The sequence below is a fragment of the Pedobacter sp. ok626 genome, assembly GCF_900100435.1.
GTDB lineage: Bacteria > Bacteroidota > Bacteroidia > Sphingobacteriales > Sphingobacteriaceae > Pedobacter.
Genome location: NZ_FNEX01000012.1, coordinates 210,096 through 232,732, shown reverse-complemented (window position 1 = coordinate 232,732; position 22,637 = coordinate 210,096). Strand labels below are relative to the sequence as shown.

Below are 22,637 nucleotides of genomic sequence, written 5' to 3'. Positions count from 1 at the left end.
CAGCAGGGCATTAAATATCGTAAACAACGCCCCGTCGATGTAGAACCCGTATTTGCACATATCAAAGCTAATCGTGGCTTCAAACGGTTTTTATTGAAAGGGATAAGCAAGGCTGAAGTAGAAGTCGGGTTGCTTTCCATCGCTCACAACTTAAAAAAATGGAAAGCGTAAAGCTTTTTGTATCGTTGTTTAATGCTAAAGTACACCGGGGAACATAGATGCATACACAAATCAACGTTCAACCAAAACTTGTAGCTTTGATCTGAAAAAAGTAGCTAATAACTCAAAAAATAACACAATAAAAAAACCGTCTCATAATTGACTTATGAGACGGCTACTTTTTTATAATGATAATATCTCTACAAGCTTCAGCCAGGCGGGACTTACCTCCTGAGCATCTATATGCTTTATTGCATGATCAAAACGAGTAAACACCAGCTCTCTATTTACTTGCCCAACCATCACTCCAGATTGGCCATTCAAAACGCCTTCAACAGCAGCAACCCCAAAACGGCTTGCCAAAACACGATCCATACAACTTGGCTTTCCTCCACGCTGAATATGTCCCAAAACAGAGACTCTGATATCGTAATTCGGGAATTTCTTTTTCAAAACCTCTCCGACATTAAACGCTCCACCAACTTCATCTCCTTCGGCTACAACTACAATTTTAGAAGCCTTATCCTTACGTCCACTTTCTAAACGTGTAATCAATCCTTCCACACCCATATTGGCTTCAGGAATAAGAATGGCCTCTGCACCTACACCAATTCCGCTTCTTAAGGCGATCAAGCCCGAATCTCTTCCCATCACCTCAACGATGAAAAGTCGGTCATGTGATTCAGCGGTGTCTCTAATCTTATCTACAGCATTTACAACGGTATTAATCGCTGTATCATAGCCAATCGTAAAATCCGTTCCCTGTAAATCGTTATCTATGGTTCCCGGTAGACCAACAACTGGAAAATCAAACTCACTTGTAAATAAGTTTGCCCCTGTAAATGTACCATCACCTCCAATTACAATTAACGCATCTACCCCATGTTTTAATAACTGCGCATGGGCTTGCTCACGTCCTTCCTTGGTACGAAAAGCATCACTACGCGCTGTTTTTAAAATTGTTCCTCCTCGTTGAATAATGTTGGCTACGGATTTTCTGTTCATCTCAATAAAATCTCCATGAACCAAGCCCTCATATCCTCTTAAAATTCCTGTAACCTGTAAATCATAATAAATTGCCGCTCTAACAACTGCCCTAATGGCAGCATTCATTCCAGGAGCATCGCCACCTGAAGTTAATACTCCAATATTTTTTATTTTATTCATTTAGTTTCTAAGCCGATTAAACAATGGTAATACAAGGCCGTGAAAATAGCTATAATCTTTAAATGTTGTTTAAAAATTCTACTTCTTTAAAATTATACTGCTTTTCTGCGCCCTCCGACAGAATCACAAGCAAACCAGTATCCGTTACTGTAGTAATCACTCCCTCGAAGATCTTCCCATCCTGTCGAAATAACGCCTTTTGGCTAAATTTATACAATCCATTAAGGTAATTTTCCTGCAAAGAATTAAGGTTTCCCGATTTTAATTTCAGGTACTGGCCCTCAATATGGCTGCAAATTTGCCCCAGAAGCTCAATTAAATTAACATCCCGTTGTAAAATTTTACCCATTGAAGTTGGCCTGTTTAACAGTCTCAAATCAAAATCCAACTGGTTTACATTAATTCCTACGCCTATGATACTTGCCTTATATTTATTTCCAGATAAAATATTTTCTATTAAAATACCACCTAATTTCTGATCATTATAGTACAAATCATTCGGCCATTTTATTTTAAGAAAATCCCCCAGAAAAGCCGTCAGCGCTTCTCTAATACCTACGCTTACAGCCATATTGAGCAGAAACTGCCTACTTATAGGCAAGAAAGAAGGGTTAAGATAAACACTAAAAGTAAGGTTCAATCCGGGGGTCGCATACCAGGTGTTGTTCTGTTGCCCACGACCTGCAAACTGGTTATCTGCCATAATAACAGTTCCTTCGGGTAATGGCTCGGAATTTGAGACCATTGCCTTTAAAAAGTTATTAGTAGAATCGACTTCGGGTAATCTGATCAAATTTTGACCAACAAATAATGTTGGAAAAGTGTTATTTTGCAAGTGTTGATTGTATATTTGTTATATCAAAATTAAAATATTTTAATGATAAAAAAGAAAATTGGAAACCTTTCTACATACCTCTCAGAGATAGCTGTACACGGCATCCAGGAAAAAAAAGGACACGACATAGTAAGGTTAGACTTAAGAGAATTGAACAGCTCTGTTTCTGATTACTTTATCATCTGCAATGCAGATTCTGCTACCCAGGTAAAAGCAATTGCCGATAGCGTAGAAGAAGAAATCTATAAAAAAACGCAAACTAATCCATGGAGAAAAGAAGGTATGGATCATGCCGACTGGATCATTCTTGATTATTTTGACGTTGTAGTTCACATTTTTAAAACTGAAAAGCGCGAATTTTATGGAATCGAAGACCTGTGGGGAGATGCCCAGTCTACTTCCTATCAAAGCGCCTAATCATTCACCCCTACTTTTGATTTAACGATGAAAGAGAATCCGAATACGAAACCCAAGTTGATAAAGAGAGTCCCGAATATTCCCAAAAAACCTCAAAAAGGTTCAAAATTTAATATCTTCTGGGTATATGCCGCTATTATTTTAGGCCTGATTTTATTACAGTTCCTATTTAGTGGTGATACTGCAAAAACCATCCCTTACCGCACATTTGAAACTCAAATGCTGGCGCCTGGCGATGTAGATAAATTGATTGCCTACAAACATGAAGATTTAGTTAAAGTTGAAGTATTCATTAAAAAAGACAAGCTAAAAGGAGCTAAATATAAACCGTATTTAGGCAAAAACAGCTTTGGCAATGCTGATGGCCCTCTTGTTTACTTCAATGCCGGTTCTTTTGACCAGCTAAGTAAAGATTTGAAAGAATCTCAGAAAGATGTCGCTCCTGAGCAACAGATACAGCCTGATATACAAACCAGACAGAGTTCTTTTAACTCTTGGTTCTTAACTATCATCTTACCTGTTTTGTTATTCATCGGCTTCTGGATATTTATCATGCGCCGTATGGGCGGTGGTGCTGGCGGTGGCGGTGGACAGATCTTCAATATTGGAAAATCAAAAGCCACACTGTTTGATAAAGAAAGCCAGGTAAATGTTACTTTTAACGATGTAGCTGGTCTTGAAGAAGCCAAACAAGAGGTAATGGAGATCGTCGACTTCCTTAAAAACCCTAAAAAATATACCAATCTGGGTGGTAAAATCCCTAAAGGAGCCCTACTTGTCGGCTCTCCTGGTACTGGTAAAACCTTGTTAGCTAAAGCTGTTGCAGGCGAGGCGCAAGTACCATTCTTCTCCCTTTCGGGGTCAGACTTCGTAGAGATGTTTGTTGGGGTTGGTGCATCACGTGTTCGTGATTTGTTTAAGCAAGCTAAAGATAAAGCACCTTGTATCATCTTTATTGATGAGGTAGATGCAATCGGGCGTGCACGTGGCAAAAACAGCATGATGGGCGGTAATGATGAGCGTGAGAATACATTAAACCAACTATTGGTTGAAATGGATGGTTTTGGTACAGATTCAGGAATCATTATTCTTGCGGCAACCAACCGTCCTGACGTATTAGACTCAGCTTTATTGAGACCAGGACGTTTTGACAGACAAATATCTATTGATAAACCCGATTTGGTTGGTCGTGAGCAGATCTTCAAAGTTCACCTTAAACCTATTAAAACTGACGAGGTTGTAGATGCCAAAAAGCTTTCTGCTCAAACTCCAGGATTTGCAGGTGCTGAAATTGCAAACGTTTGTAACGAAGCCGCATTAATCGCTGCACGTCGCAACAAAGACTTTGTTGACATGCAAGATTTCCAGGATGCTATTGACCGTGTTATTGGTGGTTTAGAGAAGAAAAACAAAATCATCTCTCCAGAAGAGAAACGAATTGTTGCATATCATGAAGCCGGACACGCTATTGCAGGTTGGTTCCTTGAGCATGCCGATCCATTGGTAAAAGTATCTATCGTTCCACGTGGCGTTGCTGCATTAGGTTACGCACAATACTTGCCTAAAGAACAATTCTTATACACTACAGAGCAGTTAACTGACGGTATGTGTATGACTATGGGTGGACGTGTTGCAGAAGATATCGTCTTCGGTAAAATATCTACTGGTGCACAAAACGATTTAGAGCGCATTACCAAATTAGCTTATGCTATGGTAACGATCTACGGAATGAACAGTACCATTGGTAATATATCCTTCCACGATCCTCAAAACGAATACAACTTTAACAAGCCATATTCTGAAAAAACGTCAGAAATGATTGACCATGAAGTTCGTCTATTGATCGCTGAGGTATATACCAGAACTAAGGCATTATTGAATGATAAAAGAGATGGTTTAGAAAAACTAGCTCAAAAATTAATTGAAAAAGAGATTCTTTTCCAAGCTGATTTAGAAGAAATTTTAGGTAAACGTCCTTTTGATAACCGAACTACTTACGACGAATTTGTAAATGGTACAGGTGATCAGAAACCTGCTGCCAAAGGTTTATTACATGATGGTGTTGGCGATAATGCTACACCGATCACGCCAGCTAATACAGAGTCTTAATCACAATATTTATGGGGCTGCCGTTTCTTCAGAGAGACGGCAGCAAATCCATTTTTTATGCAAGAAAACATTTCTTCAAAAGAGCTCATGCTAAAAAAGATAAGAAAGGCCCTTCTGGAAAGAAGAGACAACCCTTATCCTAATTTAGAGGACACCCCTCTATATACAGAGCAAGAAGACCACAGAGAATATCCGGAAATTTTATTTGCAGAACAACTTACCGCTGTTTCCGGCAATTTCATTTACTGTGAAAATGGAATAGAATTTATTGAGAATATCCTCCAGCTGGCAGAGAAATTTAACTGGAGAAAAATATACTGCTGGGAGCCGGAATTACAAGACCTGCTGGCCACCTATGAATTCCCCTTTTATCAGACCGATAAAGACTTCGAAATGGCCGAGGTGGGTATAACCCTATGCGAAGCCTTAATTGCCCGCAATGGCTCTGTAATGGTCTCCAATCAAAACGCTGCTGGTCGTAGACTAAGCATCTTTCCCCACCATCATATTGTAATTGCGCGTAGCGGACAAATGGTCATGGATTTAAAAGACGCATTTAAAATCATAAAAGATAAATATGGAAGTCAAATTCCATCAATGATCAGCACCATCACCGGACCAAGCAGAACAGCCGATATTGAGAAAACTTTAGTACTCGGCGCTCATGGACCTAAAGAATTATTCGTATTTTTAGTTGACGATTTTTCTTAATCTAAATTATTTACTCTAATTTTATACTGTACACCAAAACAGTATACGGTTCAAAATGGGCATTAAAACAAACTTACACTCAGTTATTACGGGTACCGGAAGCTTTATTCCACAAAATGTTATCTCAGGAAATGCCTTTTTAAACGCTTCTTTTTACGACAATGGCGTTAAACTTGACAAAGAAAACAGTGAAATAATTAGTAAATTCTCAGAAATTACAGAAATAAATGAACGTCGTTATATTGATGACAATCAAGTCAGCAGTAACATTGCTGCAATTGCTGCTCAACGGGCAATTGACGACGCCAAAATAGATAAAGAAAGCCTTGACCACATCATCTTTTGCCATAATTTTGGCGATGTAAAAATTGGCAGTAACCGCATGGATATTCTTCCATCTCTAGCGGCTAAAATCAAACAAGCATTACAGATAGAAAATCCTGACTGCGTAGCCTACGACCTTATTTTTGGTTGTCCAGGCTGGGTACAAGGAGCTATACAGGCTAATTACCTCATCCAAAGCGGCGATGCGAAACGCGTAATGGTTATCGGAGCAGAAACGCTCTCCAGAATCATTGATGCGCATGATCGCGATAGCATGATCTTCGCCGATGGTGCTGCGGCTGTCATTTTTGAAGCTCAGGAAGACGATGAACCCCTTGGGATTATTGCCCATAAAACACAAACACATGCCGTTACACACGGCTCATTACTTGTGATGGGGAAAAGTAACAATCCAGACGAAAAAGGTGACAATGCCTACCTAAAAATGAACGGGCGCAAGCTTTATGAGTTTGCTGTAATAAACGTTCCTCAGGTTGTAAAAATGGCTATTGATAAGGCAGGAATAAGCATTCAAGACATTAAGACCGTTTTTATTCACCAAGCTAACGGAAAAATGGATACTGCCATCATGAAACGTGTATTTAAGCTATATGATTTAGATACTGTTCCAGAAAATTTGGTTCCAATGACCATTTCCTGGCTTGGAAATAGCTCTGTAGCCACCATACCTACCCTACTCGATTTGGTACGAAAAGGCTTAGTTGAGGGCTATAAAGTAAATAAAGGCGAGTATGCCTTATTCACTTCTGTAGGTGCCGGTATGCATATCAATGCATTTGTTTACCGTTTCTAAGGCAATTTATCCTAGACTTTATTTACTACAATAAAAAACTTAACCATAAAAAAGGGTCAGATGAAGCATCTGACCCTTTTTTATACGTTATAACTTTTTAAACTGACGCTACTTCTTGAGTAAGCGCTTCATCTACCAAAATTCTTCCGCAATGTTCGCAAACAATGATTTTCTTACGTTGACGAATATCCAACTGACGTTGAGGTGGAATCTGGTTGAAACATCCCGAACATGAATCACGATCAATAGTTACTACTGCTAAACCGTTATTTGCATTTCCTCTTAATCTGTTATAAGCAATCAAAAGACGCTCATCAATTAAAGTTTCTGCTTTCTCGGCTTTCTTAACCAACCCTTGCTCATCTTTTTCCGTCTCAGCAGTAATTGTCTCCAACTCTCCTTTTTTAATCTCAAGATCTTTTCTTCTTGATTCTAAATCAGCGAGTGCTTTATCATAAATCTCAGTTTTTTGAGCTATATCGAATCCGAATTCTCTGATCTTCTTCTCACAAACCTGAATCTCAAGCGTTTGTATTTCAACCTCTTTTGTCAAGGCATCATACTCACGGTTGTTTTTAACATCCTTTAATTGAGTTTCATATTTTTTGATCAGGTTTTGAGCATCCTTGATCATATTTTTACGCGTTACAATGGCATCCTCAGTATCATCCAATTCGCCTTTGAATTTTTGTATACGTGTTTCCAGACCTGCAACATCATCTTCTAAGTCGGCAACTTCCATTGGCAATTCACCACGGATCTGACGTATTTTATCAATTTGAGTATGCAGGGTTTGTAATTCGTATAAAGCTTTTAGCTTTTGCTCTACAGTTTGTTCCATTAAATGAAATAATTTATGGGGTTTGTGTTATGCTCCGTTAAACGGATTGCAAAGTTAGGAAATTTTTCTTGAATAATATCTATCAACAAATCAGATGTAAATTGTTCACTTTCAAAGTGTCCGATATCTGCGATCACTATTTTTTCGTCTGCATCAAAAAACTCATGGTATTTAAAATCTGCAGTTACAAATGCATCGGCTCCGGCAGCAATGGCTTCTTTCAGCAAAAAGCTTCCAGAACCACCACAAACGGCTACTTTTCTGATCTTTTTGGGCAATAAACGAGTATGTCGAATAACCGTTGCATCCATGTTATGCTTTACCAAACGCAAAAATTCAGATCCTTCAAGCGCCTCTTCTAACCAACCGATCATCCCGGCACCCACGGTCCCGAGTTTATTATCTAAGGCATAAATGTCGTAGGCAACCTCTTCATATGGATGACTCTCTAATAGTGCGACGAGTACTTTTCGTTCATCCTGAACCTTAAAAATGGTCTCCAGCCTAACTTCTCGTTCCTGATGTAATATGCCTGGCTCTCCAACAAAAGGGTTAGTATCCTCATCTCCTTTAAAAGTCCCATACCCTTCCGTGTTAAAACTGCATTCGCTATAATTCGAAATGTCACCTGCTCCAGCGGCGAATAATGCTTCTCTTAGCTCATCTGCGTGTGCAACTGGACAAAAAGTAACCAACTTCTTTAAAAGTGATCCTTTAGGGCTAAGTATTTTGGTGTTTTTTAAACCTAATCTATTGCAAATTACCCCGTTCACTCCGTGCTGTACATGATCCAGGTTGGTATGTATGGCATACAAAGCAATGTTGTTTCTAATTGCTTTTAGTACTACACGCTCCACATAAGTTTTGCCCGTAATCTTTTTCAGTCCTTTAAAAACGATTGGATGATGGGTGATAATCAGGTTGCAATTGTGCAAAATTGCCTCATCTACGACACTCTCAATACAATCTAAAGCAACCAGAGCGCCCCGTACCTCCTCATTCGGATCCCCAACTATCAAGCCCGAATTATCATAATCCTCCTGGTAATTTAAAGGCGCAAATGCCTCCAAATGCTTTATTAAAATCGACAACCTCATATTCACTAAATATACGATAGATTTTAATTATTGAATATTTCCCATTTTTACCATTTGCAGGCTATCGAAAACCATCCGTTGGTTATATTCGTAAGCCAGACTCTTATGGTTAACCAGGTCAATGATCGTACCAATAAAGCACAAACCTACGGTAAAAAAGTACAACACACCCATCCCGATTTGGTTTGTCAAAAAACGAGGTAATCCCGGTACAAAAAATCCGAGGATACAATACAATATCATATCATCAGGGTTTCTTCTTTTACTTCCATAAATCATTAAAAAACCTCTTAACTGTTGTTCGCTAAATCCTGTAGTTGCACTTTGCAAATACGAATATTCCTGCGGCGTAATGCCCGGCAGCGACATAAATGGTGAATCAAACATATCTTTCTTCCTTATATTTTAAGTTCAATACTTTTTTACTTTTCAAATTCATTTTAATCAGCGTGAGGATCCTGCTGCACAAAATCAGCAATGCAGGTACTCCAAACCAATGCTGCTTAAAACTTTCCCCAAAATCGCCTTGCAACAAATATGCAATAGACCGTCCTATCCCACATCCTGGGCACCAGGTGAACCCCATGTTCGCCAAAGGACATAATGTAAAATGTGGTCCTGTTCCATGGTCATGTACATTGGCCGTAGCCAGCAATAGTAAAGCTGTTATCCAAAAGATCAATTCAAAAGGCAAACGTTTTACTATTTTCATCATACAAAACTTGTCAATTCGTTAAAGATATACACTTCCGCTTAAAACAAGCTTCAAAACCAGCGGATGTGCATAAAATTATCCTTCTTTTCGAGCTTTCTAACTTTAGATCAATTGGTTGAAACTTTGTTACATTTAAAGCCCGTCATAAACCTTACATTTGTGATGTGAACATTCGCGACCTGATCAACAGATACAAAACAGATGAGCGCATTGTAGCATTGGCAAAAGCCCTTAACGCGGGCAAAGGCACCAAACTTCAGCTTAAAGGCTTAGTGGGTTCTGCCGATGCAACAATTGCAGTGGCTACTTATTTCCTATTACATAAGCCACAATTATTTATACTTCCAGACCGAGAAGAAGCCTCGTATTTCCTTGCGGATTTGGAAAGCATACTCGATATAGAGGTATTGCTTTTCCCTTCATCCTTCCGTAAAGCTTTCGATTTCACCCAGGTTGATACCGCCAATGTATTGGCTCGTGCAGAGGTTTTAAATGAATTAAATCACCATTCCGAATATGGAAAGATTGTGGTTTCTTACCCCGAAGCCATCGCCGAAAAGGTGATAGATCGCGCTGTACTCGAAAAAAACACGCTTGAAATTAGCTTAAATGCTAAGTTGGGTATTGATTTCATCAACGAGTTTTTATTCGATTATGATTTTAACAGAACAGATTTTGTATACGAGCCCGGACAGTTTTCTATCCGTGGTGGTATTGTCGACATCTTTTCGTTCTCCCATGATCTCCCTTACCGCATAGAGTTTTTTGGTGATGTAGTAGAAAGCATTCGAACCTTTGAAATAGAAAGTCAGCTTTCTGTCGAAGATGTAAAAACACTCACAATCATCCCCAATGTGCAGTCTAAATACCTCACAGAAAACAACATCAGCATACTTGATTATATAGAAAAAGATACCCAGCTGTGGTTTAAAGATGTCGAATTCACCTTGGATGTCGTTAAAAGCGGATATAAAAAAGCCGTTGAACTTTGGAAAGCCCTTCCGGCAAAAGAAAAGCAGGAAAATCAAGACTGGATAGACCCCAAATTTTCTTTTACAGATGAGAAAATGATGGGGGATATGTTCCAGGATTTCGCCCTGATTGAATTTGGCAAGCAGTTTTTCTATAAAACCGAACATGTTTTTCAGTTCGAGACCAAGCCACAGCCTTCCTTCAACAAAGACTTCAACTTACTGATTCACAACCTTAAAGAGAACGAAAAGCAAGGCTTACACAACTTTATATTCAGCTCATCGACCAAGCAAACCGAGCGTTTATACGCTATATTGGACGATATTGACAAAACAGCCAAGTTTACCCCAATAAATATTCCACTTAGAGAAGGTTTTATTGATGCCCAGCAAAAATTGGCTTTTTATACCGACCACCAAATATTTGATCGTTTTTACAAGTACAAGCTAAAAAGAGGTTATCAGCGAAGTCAGGCCATTACCCTAAAAGAGCTGAGAGACCTTAAGCCAGGGGATTTTGTAACCCATATAGACCATGGTATTGGTAAATATGCGGGTCTGGAAAAAGTAGAAGTAAATGGTAAAACTCAGGAAATGATTCGGTTAGTTTATGCCGACAACGATCTACTGTATGTAAATATCAACTCCTTAAACCGGATTGCAAAATACAGCGGCAAGGATGGCACAGCGCCAAAAATGAATAAACTAGGTACCGAAGCCTGGGATAAACTGAAAAAAAACACTAAAAAAAAAGTTAAAGACATTGCCCGTGATCTGATTAAGCTCTATGCTTTAAGAAAATCACAGGTAGGAACAGCCTTTAGTCCGGATGGATACCTTGAAACTGAACTGGAAGCTTCATTTATTTATGAAGACACCCCAGATCAGGAAAAAGCGACCAGCGATGTAAAAAAGGATATGGAAGCGCCACATCCAATGGATAGGCTAGTGTGCGGTGATGTAGGCTTTGGTAAAACCGAAATTGCCATCAGAGCTGCTTTTAAAGCCGTTGCAAATGGCAAACAGGCTGCAGTGCTGGTACCAACCACAATTTTAGCGCTACAGCATTTTAAAACCTTTTCAGCACGTTTAAAAGATTTCCCATGTACTGTCGACTATATCAACCGTTTTAAAACCAATAAACAAATTAAAGAAACTCTGGCCAAACTGGCCGAAGGTAAGGTGGATATCGTTATTGGCACACACCGCTTGCTTAGTAAGGACGTGAAATTCAAAGACCTGGGCATCATGATTATTGATGAAGAGCAGAAATTTGGAGTAACTTCAAAAGAAAAATTACGGGCATTAAGAGTGAATGTAGATACGCTAACCCTTACTGCAACACCAATACCACGTACTTTACATTTCTCTTTAATGGGCGCACGCGATTTGTCCATCATGAGTACGCCACCACCAAACAGGCAGGCCGTAAATACCGAACTGCACGTTTTTAACGATAAACTAATCCAGGAATCTGTGCAATTTGAGCTGGACAGGGGTGGACAAGTATTTTTTATTCATAACCGCGTTAACGATCTACCGCAATTGGGTGGATTGATTAAAACTTTGGTACCTAAAGCACGCATTGGTATAGCTCATGGCCAGTTAGACGGGGATCAGCTGGAAGATGTAATGCTTGATTTCATCAATGGAGAAAAGGATGTACTAGTAGCCACAACCATTATCGAGGCTGGTTTGGACATTCCAAATGCCAATACCATCATCATCAACCATGCCCATATGTTTGGCTTAAGCGATTTGCACCAAATGAGGGGCAGGGTAGGCCGATCCAATAAAAAAGCCTTCTGCTATTTGCTAAGTCCTCCATTATCAACCCTTACTTCAGAAGCACGTAAACGCCTTAGCGCTATTGAAGAGTTTTCAGACCTTGGGAGCGGCTTTAATATTGCAATGAGGGATTTAGATATCCGAGGTAGTGGAAACCTCTTAGGAGCAGAGCAAAGTGGCTTTATTGCTGAAATAGGGTTCGAAATGTACCACAAGATTTTAGATGAAGCCATTCAGGAGTTAAAAACCGATGAGTTTAAGGACCTCTTTAAAGACGAACCTTTACGCCCATTTGTGAATTATACCCAGGTAGACACGGATCTGGAACTCTACATTCCTGATGATTACGTAACCAATATCACTGAAAGATATAACCTATATACAGAGCTTTCTAAGATTGAAAATGAAACACAATTAAAAGCCTTTGAACTTTCCTTAAAAGATCGTTTTGGCCCAGTTCCGGAGCCTGTAAAGACCATGTTGAGTGTGCTAAGGTTACAATGGGTAGCTAAAAAACTTGCTTTCGAAAAACTAAGTTTTAAAAAGGGAATCTTACGCGGCTATTTCATTACCGATAAACAATCGGCATTCTTTGATTCCGTAATGTTCAATAAAATATTGCACTTTGCACAAATCCATCCGCGTCTATGTAACCTTAAAGAGGTTAAAGACTCCTTGCGCATTGCTTTCGACAACCTGAAAACCGTTGATGAGGCCGTAGAAATGCTCGAAATGGTAGCCAACTAAATCCCTTAAAATGAACCCACAACTTTTACAAGACCTCGTTACAATGCAAATGCCTTTTGGTAAATACAAAGGTCGAATTATGTGTGATTTACCCGAATCTTATCTCGTATGGTTTCATCAGGAGGGGTTTCCTCCCGGTAAACTAGGTGAAATGATCGCCACACTATATGAAATCAAATTAAATGGGCTAGAATACTTATTACAGCCTTTAAAGAAAAAGAAGTATTAATTAAGGATCAGGTACAAATAGGCATAAACTACCGGAGCGGCAATTAAAAGTCCGTCAAAACGATCTAAAAAGCCCCCATGACCCGGTAATATGTTTCCTGAATCTTTTACATTCAGACTCCGTTTAAGCATCGATTCTACCAGATCTCCCAATGTACCAAAACAAACAATCAATACTGCCATTCCACCAAATACCAACGGGCTGATTTCCGTAAAGAATAAAGAGATTATGTAAGATACGAGTACACTGGTAAATACACCACCAAAAAAGCCTTCCCATGATTTCTTAGGTGAATGACGCTCAAATAAGCGTGTTTTACCAAACTTAACCCCAAAAAGATATTGACCGGTATCACTGGCCCAAAGCATCAATAAAAAGGATAGGGGTAAATGAAAATTATATTCTGCCTGATTTTGTATAAACCCTAAGGAATAAAAAAAACAAAAAGGTACTGTAACGTAAATAAAGCCAACAAACGTGTAGGAAATATTAGAAAAAGGGATCTTCTCCTTTTTATACAATTCACTGATAAATACAGAGAAAATCAAAGGTACAATCAGTAACATAAACTTCGTTTCGAACTGTAACAGGTGATAGCCAGCAGTCATTAAAAATATCAATGCTGCAGCAAACAACGCAATGTTTCTATGCGGTCTGATACCCGCAGTTTTGATCATGTTAAAGAACTCCAGCAAAGCTGCAAGACTCAAAATCAAGTAAAAAAAAGTAAAAGTATAGCCCCCTAAAAAGATAGAGCCCAACATCACAATGGTAAAGAAAAAAGCAGTTATTGCCCTCGTTTTCATTCTGTTTTATTTTTAAAGTATCGGAATAGCAAAAAAGTTAATATTGCACTGATTACATAACCATACCAGGCCATATCCAGGGATTTATCAGCTTCCGACAAAGGTATATTGTTTTTTTGCATATACCATGCAGCACAAACCGCATATCCATTATTTATAAAATGACCAACTATAGCATACCACAAACTGCCACTCCAAAAATAAAGGTAACCAAAGGCTGCACCCAAGAAAAATCGTGGCAAAAAACCATAAAACTGCATGTGAATAGCGCTGAATATGAAGGCCGCAAACCAAATGGCCAAATGCGGATTTCTATACATACGACCTAACGTGCGCTGCAATCCAGCCCTAAACATCAGTTCCTCAGCGATAGCAGGTAACAGAGCAATCATACCAATATTGATAATAAACACCCCAATATTATTCATTTTCAAAAGCGATTTGGTAGTTTCTGTCCCCTGATCCTCAGCATTCTTCATCCATCTTTCAATACCTTTAAGAGCATCTGGAAATACCATTTTTTGATTTAGCTGAGTTACCCAATCCAAAACTGGTACAGCACAAACCATTATCAACAAAACAATAAACAATAATTCAGCCTTTGGCCTTTCAAAACCATAAAATACATCCAGTTTTTGCCCTTCTGTTTTAGCGAGTAAAACTGCAGGGATTATGAAAAGACCAATTTGCTGAGCAGTTAACATCATTCTTTGAGCAGGCAAATAATAGGGGTTACTACTTGTCATCCAACTCAAATCCTTTAAAATACTTCCACCATATTGAAAATATATCAGCGCAAGTGCTACAATTGATACTGCAACCAAGCCAACAATAGCGTAAAAAACAAGTATCAACAGCTGCAAAAAAGGGCCATTCTCTTCCTTCATGTTTTGTATGGAGTTCATTATTTGTAATATTTGTACCTTTGTGGCGTTAATTTTGGCTTGAAGATAGAGAAATGTCGGTAAAGATAGGAAATATTGATCTGGGAGAATTCCCTTTATTGCTTGCTCCGATGGAGGATGTAAGCGACCCGCCTTTTCGTTTTGTATGTAAACAAAGTGGCGTGGATATGATGTACACCGAATTTATATCCTCGGAGGGCTTAATTAGGGACGCTGCAAAAAGCCGAGCCAAGCTCGATATTTTCGAATATGAAAGACCAATTGGTATCCAAATATTTGGTAGTGAGATTGATCATATGCGCGAAGCAACTGAGATTGCTACGCTTGCCGGACCTGATTTAATGGACATAAATTACGGATGTCCGGTTAAACAAGTCGCCTGTAAAGGAGCCGGTTCTGCACTATTACAAGATATTGACAAAATGGTAAAAATGACAGAAGCTGTCGTTAAAGCCACTCATTTACCCGTAACTGTTAAAACCAGATTGGGATGGGATGATACTACTAAAAATGTCGAAGAAGTTGCCGAACGTTTGCAGGATATAGGTATACAAGCTTTAACCATTCATGGTCGTACCAGGGCACAATTGTACAAAGGACAAGCAGACTGGACATTAATCCGTGAAATTAAACGTAATCCAAGAATTAAGATTCCTATTTTTGGCAATGGAGATGTAGATAGTATTCAAAAAGCAGCAGATTGGCGCCTTGAATACGAGATTGATGGTATTATGATAGGTAGAGCGGCCATCGGATATCCATGGATATTCAGAGAAATAAGACACTTCTTTAATACTGGCGAAATTTTAGCCGGACCAACTATTGAAGAACGTGTTGCTGTATGCAGAACGCATTTCGAAAAATCAATTGCCTGGAAAGGACCAAGGGTGGGTATTTTTGAAATGAGAAGACATTACGCCAACTATTTTAAAGGAATACCAGACTTTAAAGCCTATAGAATGCAATTGGTAAAAGAAGAAAATATAGATACTATTCATAGTATTTTAGACGAAATAGCAGATAAATATCAACATGTTTTCACTAACGGTGAAATGGCCTGATTTTTGAAAACTATTTATTAAATGATAAGTTAAAATGGTTACTGCTATTACACTAGGCGTTAAGATTTCGGTAGAAACAACTTACCAGGAAGAACATTCTAATCCAGGTACCGGACATTTCTTGTTCGCGTACCGAATTACTATTGAGAATTTAACAGATTACACTGTTCAGTTGAAAAGAAGACAGTGGTTTATTTTCGACTCTAATGGCTCACAAAGAGACGTTGAGGGCGAAGGTGTAGTAGGAGAGCAGCCAATAATTGAGCCTGGTCAAAGACACTCTTATGTCTCTGCATGTAATTTGAATACAGATATGGGTAGTATGAGTGGAAATTACCTCATGCATAGGGAAGCCGATAACTCAGATTTTATTGTAGATATTCCAAAATTCGAACTGATTGTCCCTTATCGCTTAAATTAGCTTACTTACTTCTTCCAAATAGGACAGAGGTATAGTAAAATAGATTTGCCAATGCACCTAACGCCGCTATTACATACGTCATAGCTGCCCACCAGAGGGCGTCTTTAGCCTGACTATGTTCTTCAGTAGTATACAATACTTCTTTGTTGTTTTTTAACCACAATAGCGCCCTTTTACTCGCGTCAAACTCTACCGGTAAGGTGATAATACTAAATACAGTAATTAGTGCAAGACCGGCAACACCTATACCCAATACGATAGGATTAAAAGTAAATGCAATTAACAAAACACCTAAAATAAGTACCCATTGCATTAAATTTGAAGTGATGCTAACCACCGGTACCATATTAGACCTCAATTTTAACCAATGGTAAGATCTTGCATGTTGCACAGCATGCCCACATTCATGCGCAGCTACAGCAGCAGCGGCAACACTTCTTCCATAAAAAACATCTGTACTTAGATTTACGGTCTTATCTTCAGGATTATAATGATCAGATAAAGCTTTATCCGTACTCATCACTTTTACATCAAATATTCCATTATCACGCAACATTTTCTCCGCCACTTCCTTTCCCGAAAACTCTGAATTTAACTGCATTTCGGCATATTTTGAAAATCTATTTCTAAATCGCCACTGCACAAACATGCTAACTATCAGTATCGGAATTATCAAAATAATATAACTTCCCATTTTATATAATGAATGTTTTCCCTCGACTATTAAACAAAAAGTGTTCCCATTTTATTTAAATGCAGATTTAAATCACTTTTATGCAGATAATTAGCATTGTTTTAACAATCAAGGGCTATATTTTTTTAACGAATAAAATGGCTTTAAATACAATAGATGTAGCTCTTCTAAAAAATAGTAGTAAATAAACATCATTTGTTAATACCACGGATTTTAATCATTTTTGATAAAAATATTAGTATGGAAGCTTTTTTAATCCCCTTATTGATCATAATTTTAGTACTGCTTATAGTTCTATTTTTTAAAAAACCAGCGACTCAGGAAAATTCAGCAGCGCTGCTCGAATTAAAAGAACAGGAAAATTTAAAAGCCATAAACTGGCTAAAAGAAGAAAAGCAAAAACTGGAAGATGAATTAAATGACCTCCGTTCTATTTTTATGATTGAGCGTAGCAAAGTGATTAAAGCCGAAGAAAACTTATTGGCTCAACAACAAAAGCAAAATGAGCAGGAAAAATATATAGCCGAATTGCAATTGCGCTTTAAATTGGAATTTGAAAATATAGCCAATAAGGTACTGGAAGAAAAAACGGAAAAGTTTACGCTACAAAATAAAGCAAACCTGGATATTATTTTAAATCCATTAAAAGAAAATATTAAAGCTTTCGAAGACAAAGTCGACAAAGTATACAAAGCCGAATCTGATGAGCGGAATATTCTAAAAGGAGTGATCTCTCAACTAATGGATCAGAGTAAGCAAATTCAGGAAGACGCCAATAATTTAACAAGGGCGCTTAAAGGCGATAACAAGAAGCAAGGAAACTGGGGAGAAGTTATACTAGAACGAGTTTTAGAACGCTCAGGTTTAGTAAAGGATAGAGAGTACAGGATACAAACCAGTTTAAGCTCATCTGAAGGCTCCAGGATGCAACCAGATGTTATAATTGACCTTCCGGACGATAAACACATAGTAATCGATTCTAAGGTCTCTTTACTGGCTTATGAGCGATTGGTTACTGCGGATACGGATGAAGATAGAGAGGCGGAGCTTAAACAGCATTTAAATTCTATCAAAGCACACATCCAGGGCTTATCTGCAAAAAATTACCATGAACTCTATCAAATCAACTCCCCAGATTTTGTGTTACTCTTCATTCCTATCGAATCTTCCTTTGGAATTGCAGTTCAGAAAGACGCAGAATTATTTAATTACGCCTGGGATAGGAAAGTAGTCATTGTAAGCCCTTCAACCTTATTAGCTACTTTACGCACCATTGCCAGTATCTGGAAACAAGAAAGACAAAATAGAAATGTACTCGAAATTGCCCGTCTAAGTGGCAGTATGTACGATAAGTTTGTTGGTTTCTTAGCAGATATGGAAGGTATTGGCCGCAACATAAAGCTTAGTCAAGACGCTTATGATAAAGCACTTAACAAGTTATCCACAGGCTCAGGAAACCTTTCAAACACCTCTGAAAAGATCAAAAAATTAGGTGCCAAAGCCACAAAGCAAATTGACACCAAATTTTTAGATCCTATTTTATCTTCAGAAGAAGAATTATAATTTAAAGGCATTCCAGCCCTGTGCTTTCAATTCATGCACTACATTGGATTTTGATATCATCTTACATCCAGCATTCTTTTCAGTGATATGACCAATGATAGTGATATCAACATCATGCTTTAATTTCTCGTAATCTGCTTGTTTAATGGTAAATAGCAGTTCATAATCTTCACCACCATTTAAAGCACAAACAGTTGGATCGAGTCCTAATTCTCTAGCCGTTTGATAAGTCATCGGGTCAATAGGAAACTTTTCCTCATACAAGGTAACACCTTTATCAGATTGATGACAGATGTGTAAAACCTCTGAAGCCAAACCATCCGACACATCAATCATTGAAGTAGGAATAATATCCATTTGCGCTAGCAAATCAACAATGTCTCTACGACCTTCAGGTTTTAACTGACGCTCAATAATATAGTCCTTTCCTTCCAGATCAGGCTGAATATTAGGGTTTTCTAAAAATATCTGTTTTTCTCTTTCCAGAATTTGTAAGCCCACATAAGCACCACCTAAATCACCTGAAACGCATAAAAGATCACCTTCCTGAGCACCATTTCTATAGCAAACAGTTCCCTTTTCAGCGTGACCAATACTGGTTACGCTAATCACTAAACCTTGTTTGCTCGACGAAGTATCGCCACCGATCAAATCAATATTAAATTTGTCACAAGCCAGATGAATACCCTTATAAATTTCTTCAACGGCCTCTAGCGGAAATTTACTCGACAAGCCAATGGAAACAGTAATCTGCGTCGCAATACCATTCATCGCATAAATATCACTTAGATTAACCTGTACAGCCTTATAACCTAAATGCATTAAGGGTACATAGGCAAGATCGAAATGTATACCCTCCAACAATAAATCTGTAGAAATTAAAACTTCTTTGTTTTCAAAGTTTAATACTGCAGCATCATCGCCAATACCTTTGATACTGCTTTCATGCTGTACCTTAAAATTATCTGTCAGGTGCTTAATCAGTCCGAATTCACCCAGTTCAGCAAGTTCCGTACGCTCTTTATTTTCAAACATTATCTTATTCTATTACAGTTAATTAACATAGTTACCAACATTTTTTATAATCCCAATTTCGCCGAAATCTCCAGCATTCTTTCAATTGGTTTACGAGCGCGTTCAATGATATCAGCAGGTACAGTAACCTCAGGTAAACCATTTTTTAAGCACAAATACAGCTTTTCAAGTGTGTTTCTTTTCATGTAAGGGCAATCATTACAGGCACAATTGTTATTTGGAGGTGCCGGAATGAAGGTTTTGCCTGGACTAGCTTTCTCCATTTGGTGGATGATTCCACTTTCTGTAGCTACAATGAATTCTGAGGCGTCTGAATTGATAGAATATTTCAATAATCCAGTCGTAGAACCAATATAATCAGCCATTTGCAACACAGATTCTTCGCATTCAGGATGCGCAATAAATTTTGCCTTAGGATGACGCTCTTTTAATTTAGTAATTTTTTCTCGTGAGAAAATTTCATGCACCATACAGGCTCCATTCCACAAAACAAGGTCTCTACCCGTCTTTTTAGCCACCCAGGCTCCTAAATTCTTGTCTGGACCAAAAATAATTTTTTGATCTTTCGGCAAACTCTCTACAATTTGTACAGCATTTGTGGATGTACAAACAATATCACTCAATGCTTTTAGTTCAGCAGTACAGTTCACGTAGGTAATCACCAGGTGATCAGGATATTTTTCTTTAAATTTCTTAAATAAGTGCGGTGGGCAGCTATCAGCCAGCGAGCAACCAGCTTTTAAATCTGGCAATAATACCGTTTTTTCAGGAGACAAAATTTTAGCAGTTTCGGCCATAAAATGAACTCCTGCAAATACAATCACATCTGCTTCCGTTTTGGCCGCTTCTTGAGAAAGCCCCAAACTATCTCCAATATAATCAGCAATATCCTGTATATCAGGCTCCTGATAATAGTGAGCCAATACAATTGCATTCTTCTCCTTTTTTAATTTCTCAATTTCTTCAAAGAGGTCCAGCGTTGGATCAATACTTTCCTCAATATATCCTTTTCTGTTTAATTCGGTTAAGGTGTCCATTTTGTCTGCTTATTTTATTCAATTTTTTAAAATGTATCCACAGCTTGAATACACTTATCAACTTTTATAGTTTCCATTTAAAAATTTGAAAACTGTTTTTCTTGATTTTGTAAAGGTACGGAGTTTCAACACTTCAATAAATTATAATTATTTTAATATAAATAGATTTCTATTGTTTATTAGTGTGTTGATAACGTTTATAAAAAACTTTTTTTTCTGCGAGTATTTGAGTTATTAATAATTTATCAACATTTATATTGCTTTTTTATTTAAAATATCTACTGATTTACAGCGATATATTTTTTGAGCTTTAATTTTATCAATATAAATATGTGTATTGTTAGTAGGTGTGTAAAAAGTTAATAAACTCCTTAGCTCTGGTTAAAAATAACTCAAAATATTGTGGCAAATTCCCTTTTTAGCTTAGCTTTAAACATTCAAAAATATTTGCTCTGTTTCTATAGACAAGTAATTAACATTAATATCAACGTTGTTAACAACCTGTGTTTAACTGGACAATTATTGTAAATATGTGAACATTCAGATCAAGTAGTAGGGCTTATAAGTGCTTCATAATAAATTGAAAAACAATAGGATAGAAATGAGAGAAGTAGATTTTTTAGTTATAGGATCAGGGATTGCTGGTTTAAGCTTTGCATTAAAAGCTGCTCAGCATGGTAAAGTATTAATTGTTACAAAATCAAACGAAGACGAATCAAATACAAAATATGCACAGGGGGGAGTAGCTGTAGTCGTAGATAAAGATGATTCTTTTGAAAAACACATAGAAGATACACTGATTGCTGGAGATGGACTGTGTGACAAGAAGATAGTAGAGATTGTTGTAAAGGAAGGACCGCAAAGAATACAGGAAATTATCGATTATGGAATCAATTTTGATAAGAATAGGACTGGAGTTTACGATTTAGCTAAGGAAGGTGGGCACTCAGAACACCGTGTTTTGCATTATAAAGATGTAACAGGCTACGAAATTGAAAGTGTGCTTTTAAGGCAGATTCATCAAAATAAGAACATAGAGATATTAACACATTACTTTTGTTTAGAGTTAATTACTCAGCATCATTTAGGGCAACATGTGGATAAAAGTACTGAAGATATCCACTGTTACGGTATATATGCCTTTAACACAGAGCTTAACGATGTGGAGAAGATCTTAGCTAATGTGACTATCATGGCTTCAGGTGGAGCTGGACATGTGTATTCGAGTACTACAAACCCTGTAATTGCTACTGGAGATGGAATGGCAATGGTTTATCGTGCTAAAGGAAAAGTGAGAAATATGGAGTTCATTCAGTTCCATCCAACAGCTTTGTATAACCCTGGAGAGTATCCTGCCTTTTTAATTTCTGAAGCAGTAAGAGGTTTTGGTGGTGTGCTACGTCGTAAAAATGGTGATGAATTTATGTACGAATATGATCAGCGTGGCTCATTAGCTCCACGTGATATTGTCGCTCGTGCTATTGATGCAGAGATGAAAAAGTCAGGTGAGGACTTTGTTTATCTTGACATTAGAAATAGAAAAAAGGAAGATATTTTAAGTCATTTCCCTAACATATATGCTAAATGTTTATCTATAGGTATTGATATGACTAAAGATTTAATACCTGTAACGCCTGCTGCACACTATATGTGTGGTGGTATATTGGTAGATGAATATGGACGATCTTCTATTAAAAACCTATACGCCTGTGGCGAATGTTCTTCCACAGGCTTACATGGTGCCAACAGATTGGCCTCTAATTCATTGTTGGAAGCTCCTGTATTTGCGCATAGAATTTACGAAGATGCGATCAAAGCCTATAAAAATAGTGTAATTCCAGCTGACATTCCAGAATGGAATGCGCATGGTGTAACCCAATCAGATGAGGATATTTTGGTCACACATAATCTACGCGAGACTCAAAAGTTAATGAGTGATTATGTCGGTATTGTACGCTCTGATTTTAGATTAGAAAGAGCCATGAGAAGGTTATTTCTACTGCACGAAGAGACTGAAGAATTCTATAAAGCGAATAAAGTTTCTGTGAAACTATGTGAATTAAGAAATGTTATACAGGTTGCTTTTTTAGTGATTAAATCGGCTAAAATGAGAAAAGAAAGTAGGGGACTACACTATACAACAGATTATCCAAACCACTCAGAAGAATTGACAGATACTATATTTTAAGAT

22 protein-coding genes are annotated in these 22,637 nt (G+C 37.8%); 11 read left to right on the top strand and 11 right to left on the bottom strand.

All coding sequences use genetic code 11. The features are described from left to right. The first annotated feature begins 9 nt into the window (after positions 1 to 9). Entirely contained in the window at positions 10 to 171 is a 162-nt protein-coding gene (locus tag BLS35_RS17480) for a transposase (protein WP_371328252.1), read from the top strand. 171 nt (positions 172 to 342) lie between these two features. On the opposite strand, the gene pfkA is transcribed toward BLS35_RS17480, so the two are convergent. Both pfkA and BLS35_RS17470 read right to left on the bottom strand, forming a co-directional pair. Further along, on the bottom strand, positions 343 to 1,326 hold the full coding sequence (gene pfkA, locus BLS35_RS17475) for a 6-phosphofructokinase (protein ID WP_090783422.1): 984 nt from the start codon (positions 1,324 to 1,326) through the stop codon (positions 343 to 345). A gap of 58 nt (positions 1,327 to 1,384) precedes the next feature. After that, positions 1,385 to 2,119: a biotin--[acetyl-CoA-carboxylase] ligase gene (locus BLS35_RS17470; RefSeq protein ID WP_254778950.1), complete on the bottom strand. Its 735-nt coding sequence runs from the start codon at positions 2,117 to 2,119 to the stop codon at positions 1,385 to 1,387. Positions 2,120 to 2,203: 84 nt separating this feature from the next. Here BLS35_RS17470 and rsfS point away from each other — a divergent pair, with 84 nt between their 5' ends. From rsfS to BLS35_RS17445, 4 genes are read left to right on the top strand one after another with little or no spacing between them, the layout of a single operon-like run. After that, a complete protein-coding gene (gene rsfS, locus BLS35_RS17465; RefSeq protein ID WP_090783419.1) occupies positions 2,204 to 2,578 on the top strand; it encodes a ribosome silencing factor in 375 nt (124 codons plus the stop codon). A 27-nt stretch (positions 2,579 to 2,605) separates the two neighbouring features. Continuing rightward, positions 2,606 to 4,687, top strand: a complete 2,082-nt coding sequence (ftsH, locus tag BLS35_RS17460; protein ID WP_090783417.1) for an ATP-dependent zinc metalloprotease FtsH — start codon at positions 2,606 to 2,608, stop codon at positions 4,685 to 4,687. 57 nt (positions 4,688 to 4,744) lie between these two features. Next, the gene (locus BLS35_RS17450; RefSeq protein WP_090783416.1) at positions 4,745 to 5,398 is read left to right on the top strand and encodes a LutC/YkgG family protein; all 654 of its coding nucleotides are present in this window, start codon (positions 4,745 to 4,747) and stop codon (positions 5,396 to 5,398) included. A 55-nt stretch (positions 5,399 to 5,453) separates the two neighbouring features. Further along, positions 5,454 to 6,536: a 3-oxoacyl-ACP synthase III family protein gene (locus BLS35_RS17445; RefSeq protein ID WP_090783414.1), complete on the top strand. Its 1,083-nt coding sequence runs from the start codon at positions 5,454 to 5,456 to the stop codon at positions 6,534 to 6,536. A gap of 97 nt (positions 6,537 to 6,633) precedes the next feature. Here the strand turns inward: BLS35_RS17445 and BLS35_RS17440 are convergent, their stop codons facing one another. Genes BLS35_RS17440 through BLS35_RS17425 form a run of 4 tightly spaced genes read right to left on the bottom strand, consistent with a single transcriptional unit; the run spans position 6,634 to position 9,189 of the window. Next, the gene (locus tag BLS35_RS17440; protein WP_090783412.1) at positions 6,634 to 7,377 is read right to left on the bottom strand and encodes a zinc ribbon domain-containing protein; all 744 of its coding nucleotides are present in this window, start codon (positions 7,375 to 7,377) and stop codon (positions 6,634 to 6,636) included. Then, on the bottom strand, positions 7,377 to 8,474 hold the full coding sequence (locus BLS35_RS17435) for a Nif3-like dinuclear metal center hexameric protein (protein WP_090783410.1): 1,098 nt from the start codon (positions 8,472 to 8,474) through the stop codon (positions 7,377 to 7,379). The genes BLS35_RS17440 and BLS35_RS17435 overlap by 1 nt, the downstream gene beginning before the upstream one ends. Positions 8,475 to 8,501: 27 nt before the next feature. Next, the gene (locus BLS35_RS17430; RefSeq protein ID WP_090783408.1) at positions 8,502 to 8,861 is read right to left on the bottom strand and encodes a TM2 domain-containing protein; all 360 of its coding nucleotides are present in this window, start codon (positions 8,859 to 8,861) and stop codon (positions 8,502 to 8,504) included. After that, entirely contained in the window at positions 8,854 to 9,189 is a 336-nt protein-coding gene (locus BLS35_RS17425) for a DUF2752 domain-containing protein (RefSeq protein WP_254778949.1), read from the bottom strand. Before BLS35_RS17425 ends, BLS35_RS17430 begins: the two co-directional genes overlap by 8 nt. Before the next feature lie 164 nt (positions 9,190 to 9,353). Here BLS35_RS17425 and mfd point away from each other — a divergent pair, with 164 nt between their 5' ends. Together mfd and BLS35_RS17415 are read left to right on the top strand one after the other, a co-directional pair. Further along, entirely contained in the window at positions 9,354 to 12,695 is a 3,342-nt protein-coding gene (mfd, locus tag BLS35_RS17420; protein WP_090783404.1) for a transcription-repair coupling factor, read from the top strand. 10 nt (positions 12,696 to 12,705) lie between these two features. Next, positions 12,706 to 12,924 carry a DUF3820 family protein gene (locus BLS35_RS17415; RefSeq protein WP_090783402.1) on the top strand — a complete coding sequence of 73 codons (219 nt, stop codon included), beginning with the start codon at positions 12,706 to 12,708 and terminating at the stop codon, positions 12,922 to 12,924. On the opposite strand, the gene BLS35_RS17410 is transcribed toward BLS35_RS17415, so the two are convergent. Continuing rightward, positions 12,921 to 13,730 (bottom strand): phosphatidate cytidylyltransferase, encoded by an 810-nt coding sequence (locus BLS35_RS17410; RefSeq protein ID WP_090783400.1) that lies wholly within the window; start codon positions 13,728 to 13,730, stop codon positions 12,921 to 12,923. The two genes, BLS35_RS17415 and BLS35_RS17410, sit on opposite strands and share 4 nt — an antisense overlap. Continuing rightward, the gene (locus BLS35_RS17405) at positions 13,727 to 14,635 is read right to left on the bottom strand and encodes a CPBP family intramembrane glutamic endopeptidase (RefSeq protein ID WP_090783398.1); all 909 of its coding nucleotides are present in this window, start codon (positions 14,633 to 14,635) and stop codon (positions 13,727 to 13,729) included. Before BLS35_RS17405 ends, BLS35_RS17410 begins: the two co-directional genes overlap by 4 nt. Positions 14,636 to 14,688: 53 nt before the next feature. Here BLS35_RS17405 and dusB point away from each other — a divergent pair, with 53 nt between their 5' ends. Then, positions 14,689 to 15,696: a tRNA dihydrouridine synthase DusB gene (gene dusB / locus BLS35_RS17400; RefSeq protein WP_090783396.1), complete on the top strand. Its 1,008-nt coding sequence runs from the start codon at positions 14,689 to 14,691 to the stop codon at positions 15,694 to 15,696. A gap of 34 nt (positions 15,697 to 15,730) precedes the next feature. Then, the gene (apaG, locus tag BLS35_RS17395) at positions 15,731 to 16,117 is read left to right on the top strand and encodes a Co2+/Mg2+ efflux protein ApaG (protein ID WP_090783394.1); all 387 of its coding nucleotides are present in this window, start codon (positions 15,731 to 15,733) and stop codon (positions 16,115 to 16,117) included. 1 nt (position 16,118) lies between these two features. Here apaG and BLS35_RS17390 read toward each other — a convergent pair whose 3' ends face one another. Then, positions 16,119 to 16,811: a zinc metallopeptidase gene (locus BLS35_RS17390; protein WP_090783392.1), complete on the bottom strand. Its 693-nt coding sequence runs from the start codon at positions 16,809 to 16,811 to the stop codon at positions 16,119 to 16,121. Positions 16,812 to 17,051: 240 nt separating this feature from the next. On the opposite strand from BLS35_RS17390, the gene BLS35_RS17385 reads away from it, so the two are divergent. Next, positions 17,052 to 18,374: a DNA recombination protein RmuC gene (locus BLS35_RS17385; protein WP_090783391.1), complete on the top strand. Its 1,323-nt coding sequence runs from the start codon at positions 17,052 to 17,054 to the stop codon at positions 18,372 to 18,374. Here BLS35_RS17385 and thiL read toward each other — a convergent pair. Both thiL and nadA read right to left on the bottom strand, forming a co-directional pair. Then, positions 18,369 to 19,409, bottom strand: coding sequence for a thiamine-phosphate kinase (thiL, locus tag BLS35_RS17380; protein WP_090783388.1), 1,041 nt, complete (start codon positions 19,407 to 19,409; stop codon positions 18,369 to 18,371). The two genes, BLS35_RS17385 and thiL, sit on opposite strands and share 6 nt — an antisense overlap. Before the next feature lie 44 nt (positions 19,410 to 19,453). After that, positions 19,454 to 20,446 (bottom strand): quinolinate synthase NadA, encoded by a 993-nt coding sequence (nadA, locus tag BLS35_RS17375; RefSeq protein ID WP_090783386.1) that lies wholly within the window; start codon positions 20,444 to 20,446, stop codon positions 19,454 to 19,456. 601 nt (positions 20,447 to 21,047) lie between these two features. Between nadA and nadB the strand changes: the two genes are divergently transcribed. After that, positions 21,048 to 22,634, top strand: coding sequence for an L-aspartate oxidase (gene nadB, locus BLS35_RS17370; protein WP_090783384.1), 1,587 nt, complete (start codon positions 21,048 to 21,050; stop codon positions 22,632 to 22,634). Positions 22,635 to 22,637 lie beyond the last annotated feature (3 nt).

Excerpts from the sequence above, each read along its gene's own strand:
- BLS35_RS17440 (WP_090783412.1), bottom strand. The coding sequence starts at position 7,377 with ATGGAACAAACTGTAGAGCAAAAGCTAAAAGCTTTATACGAATTACAA.
- nadA (WP_090783386.1), bottom strand. The coding sequence starts at position 20,446 with ATGGACACCTTAACCGAATTAAACAGAAAAGGATATATTGAGGAAAGT.
- BLS35_RS17405 (WP_090783398.1), bottom strand. The coding sequence starts at position 14,635 with ATGAACTCCATACAAAACATGAAGGAAGAGAATGGCCCTTTTTTGCAG.
- rsfS (WP_090783419.1), top strand. The coding sequence starts at position 2,204 with ATGATAAAAAAGAAAATTGGAAACCTTTCTACATACCTCTCAGAGATA.
- dusB (WP_090783396.1), top strand. The coding sequence starts at position 14,689 with ATGTCGGTAAAGATAGGAAATATTGATCTGGGAGAATTCCCTTTATTG.
- nadB (WP_090783384.1), top strand. The coding sequence starts at position 21,048 with ATGAGAGAAGTAGATTTTTTAGTTATAGGATCAGGGATTGCTGGTTTA.
- BLS35_RS17410 (WP_090783400.1), bottom strand. The coding sequence starts at position 13,730 with ATGAAAACGAGGGCAATAACTGCTTTTTTCTTTACCATTGTGATGTTG.
- BLS35_RS17390 (WP_090783392.1), bottom strand. The coding sequence starts at position 16,811 with ATGGGAAGTTATATTATTTTGATAATTCCGATACTGATAGTTAGCATG.
- BLS35_RS17385 (WP_090783391.1), top strand. The coding sequence starts at position 17,052 with ATGGAAGCTTTTTTAATCCCCTTATTGATCATAATTTTAGTACTGCTT.
- BLS35_RS17450 (WP_090783416.1), top strand. The coding sequence starts at position 4,745 with ATGCAAGAAAACATTTCTTCAAAAGAGCTCATGCTAAAAAAGATAAGA.
- pfkA (WP_090783422.1), bottom strand. The coding sequence starts at position 1,326 with ATGAATAAAATAAAAAATATTGGAGTATTAACTTCAGGTGGCGATGCT.
- BLS35_RS17430 (WP_090783408.1), bottom strand. The coding sequence starts at position 8,861 with ATGTTTGATTCACCATTTATGTCGCTGCCGGGCATTACGCCGCAGGAA.
- BLS35_RS17445 (WP_090783414.1), top strand. The coding sequence starts at position 5,454 with ATGGGCATTAAAACAAACTTACACTCAGTTATTACGGGTACCGGAAGC.
- BLS35_RS17425 (WP_254778949.1), bottom strand. The coding sequence starts at position 9,189 with ATGATGAAAATAGTAAAACGTTTGCCTTTTGAATTGATCTTTTGGATA.
- thiL (WP_090783388.1), bottom strand. The coding sequence starts at position 19,409 with ATGTTTGAAAATAAAGAGCGTACGGAACTTGCTGAACTGGGTGAATTC.
- BLS35_RS17435 (WP_090783410.1), bottom strand. The coding sequence starts at position 8,474 with ATGAGGTTGTCGATTTTAATAAAGCATTTGGAGGCATTTGCGCCTTTA.
- apaG (WP_090783394.1), top strand. The coding sequence starts at position 15,731 with ATGGTTACTGCTATTACACTAGGCGTTAAGATTTCGGTAGAAACAACT.
- BLS35_RS17415 (WP_090783402.1), top strand. The coding sequence starts at position 12,706 with ATGAACCCACAACTTTTACAAGACCTCGTTACAATGCAAATGCCTTTT.
- ftsH (WP_090783417.1), top strand. The coding sequence starts at position 2,606 with ATGAAAGAGAATCCGAATACGAAACCCAAGTTGATAAAGAGAGTCCCG.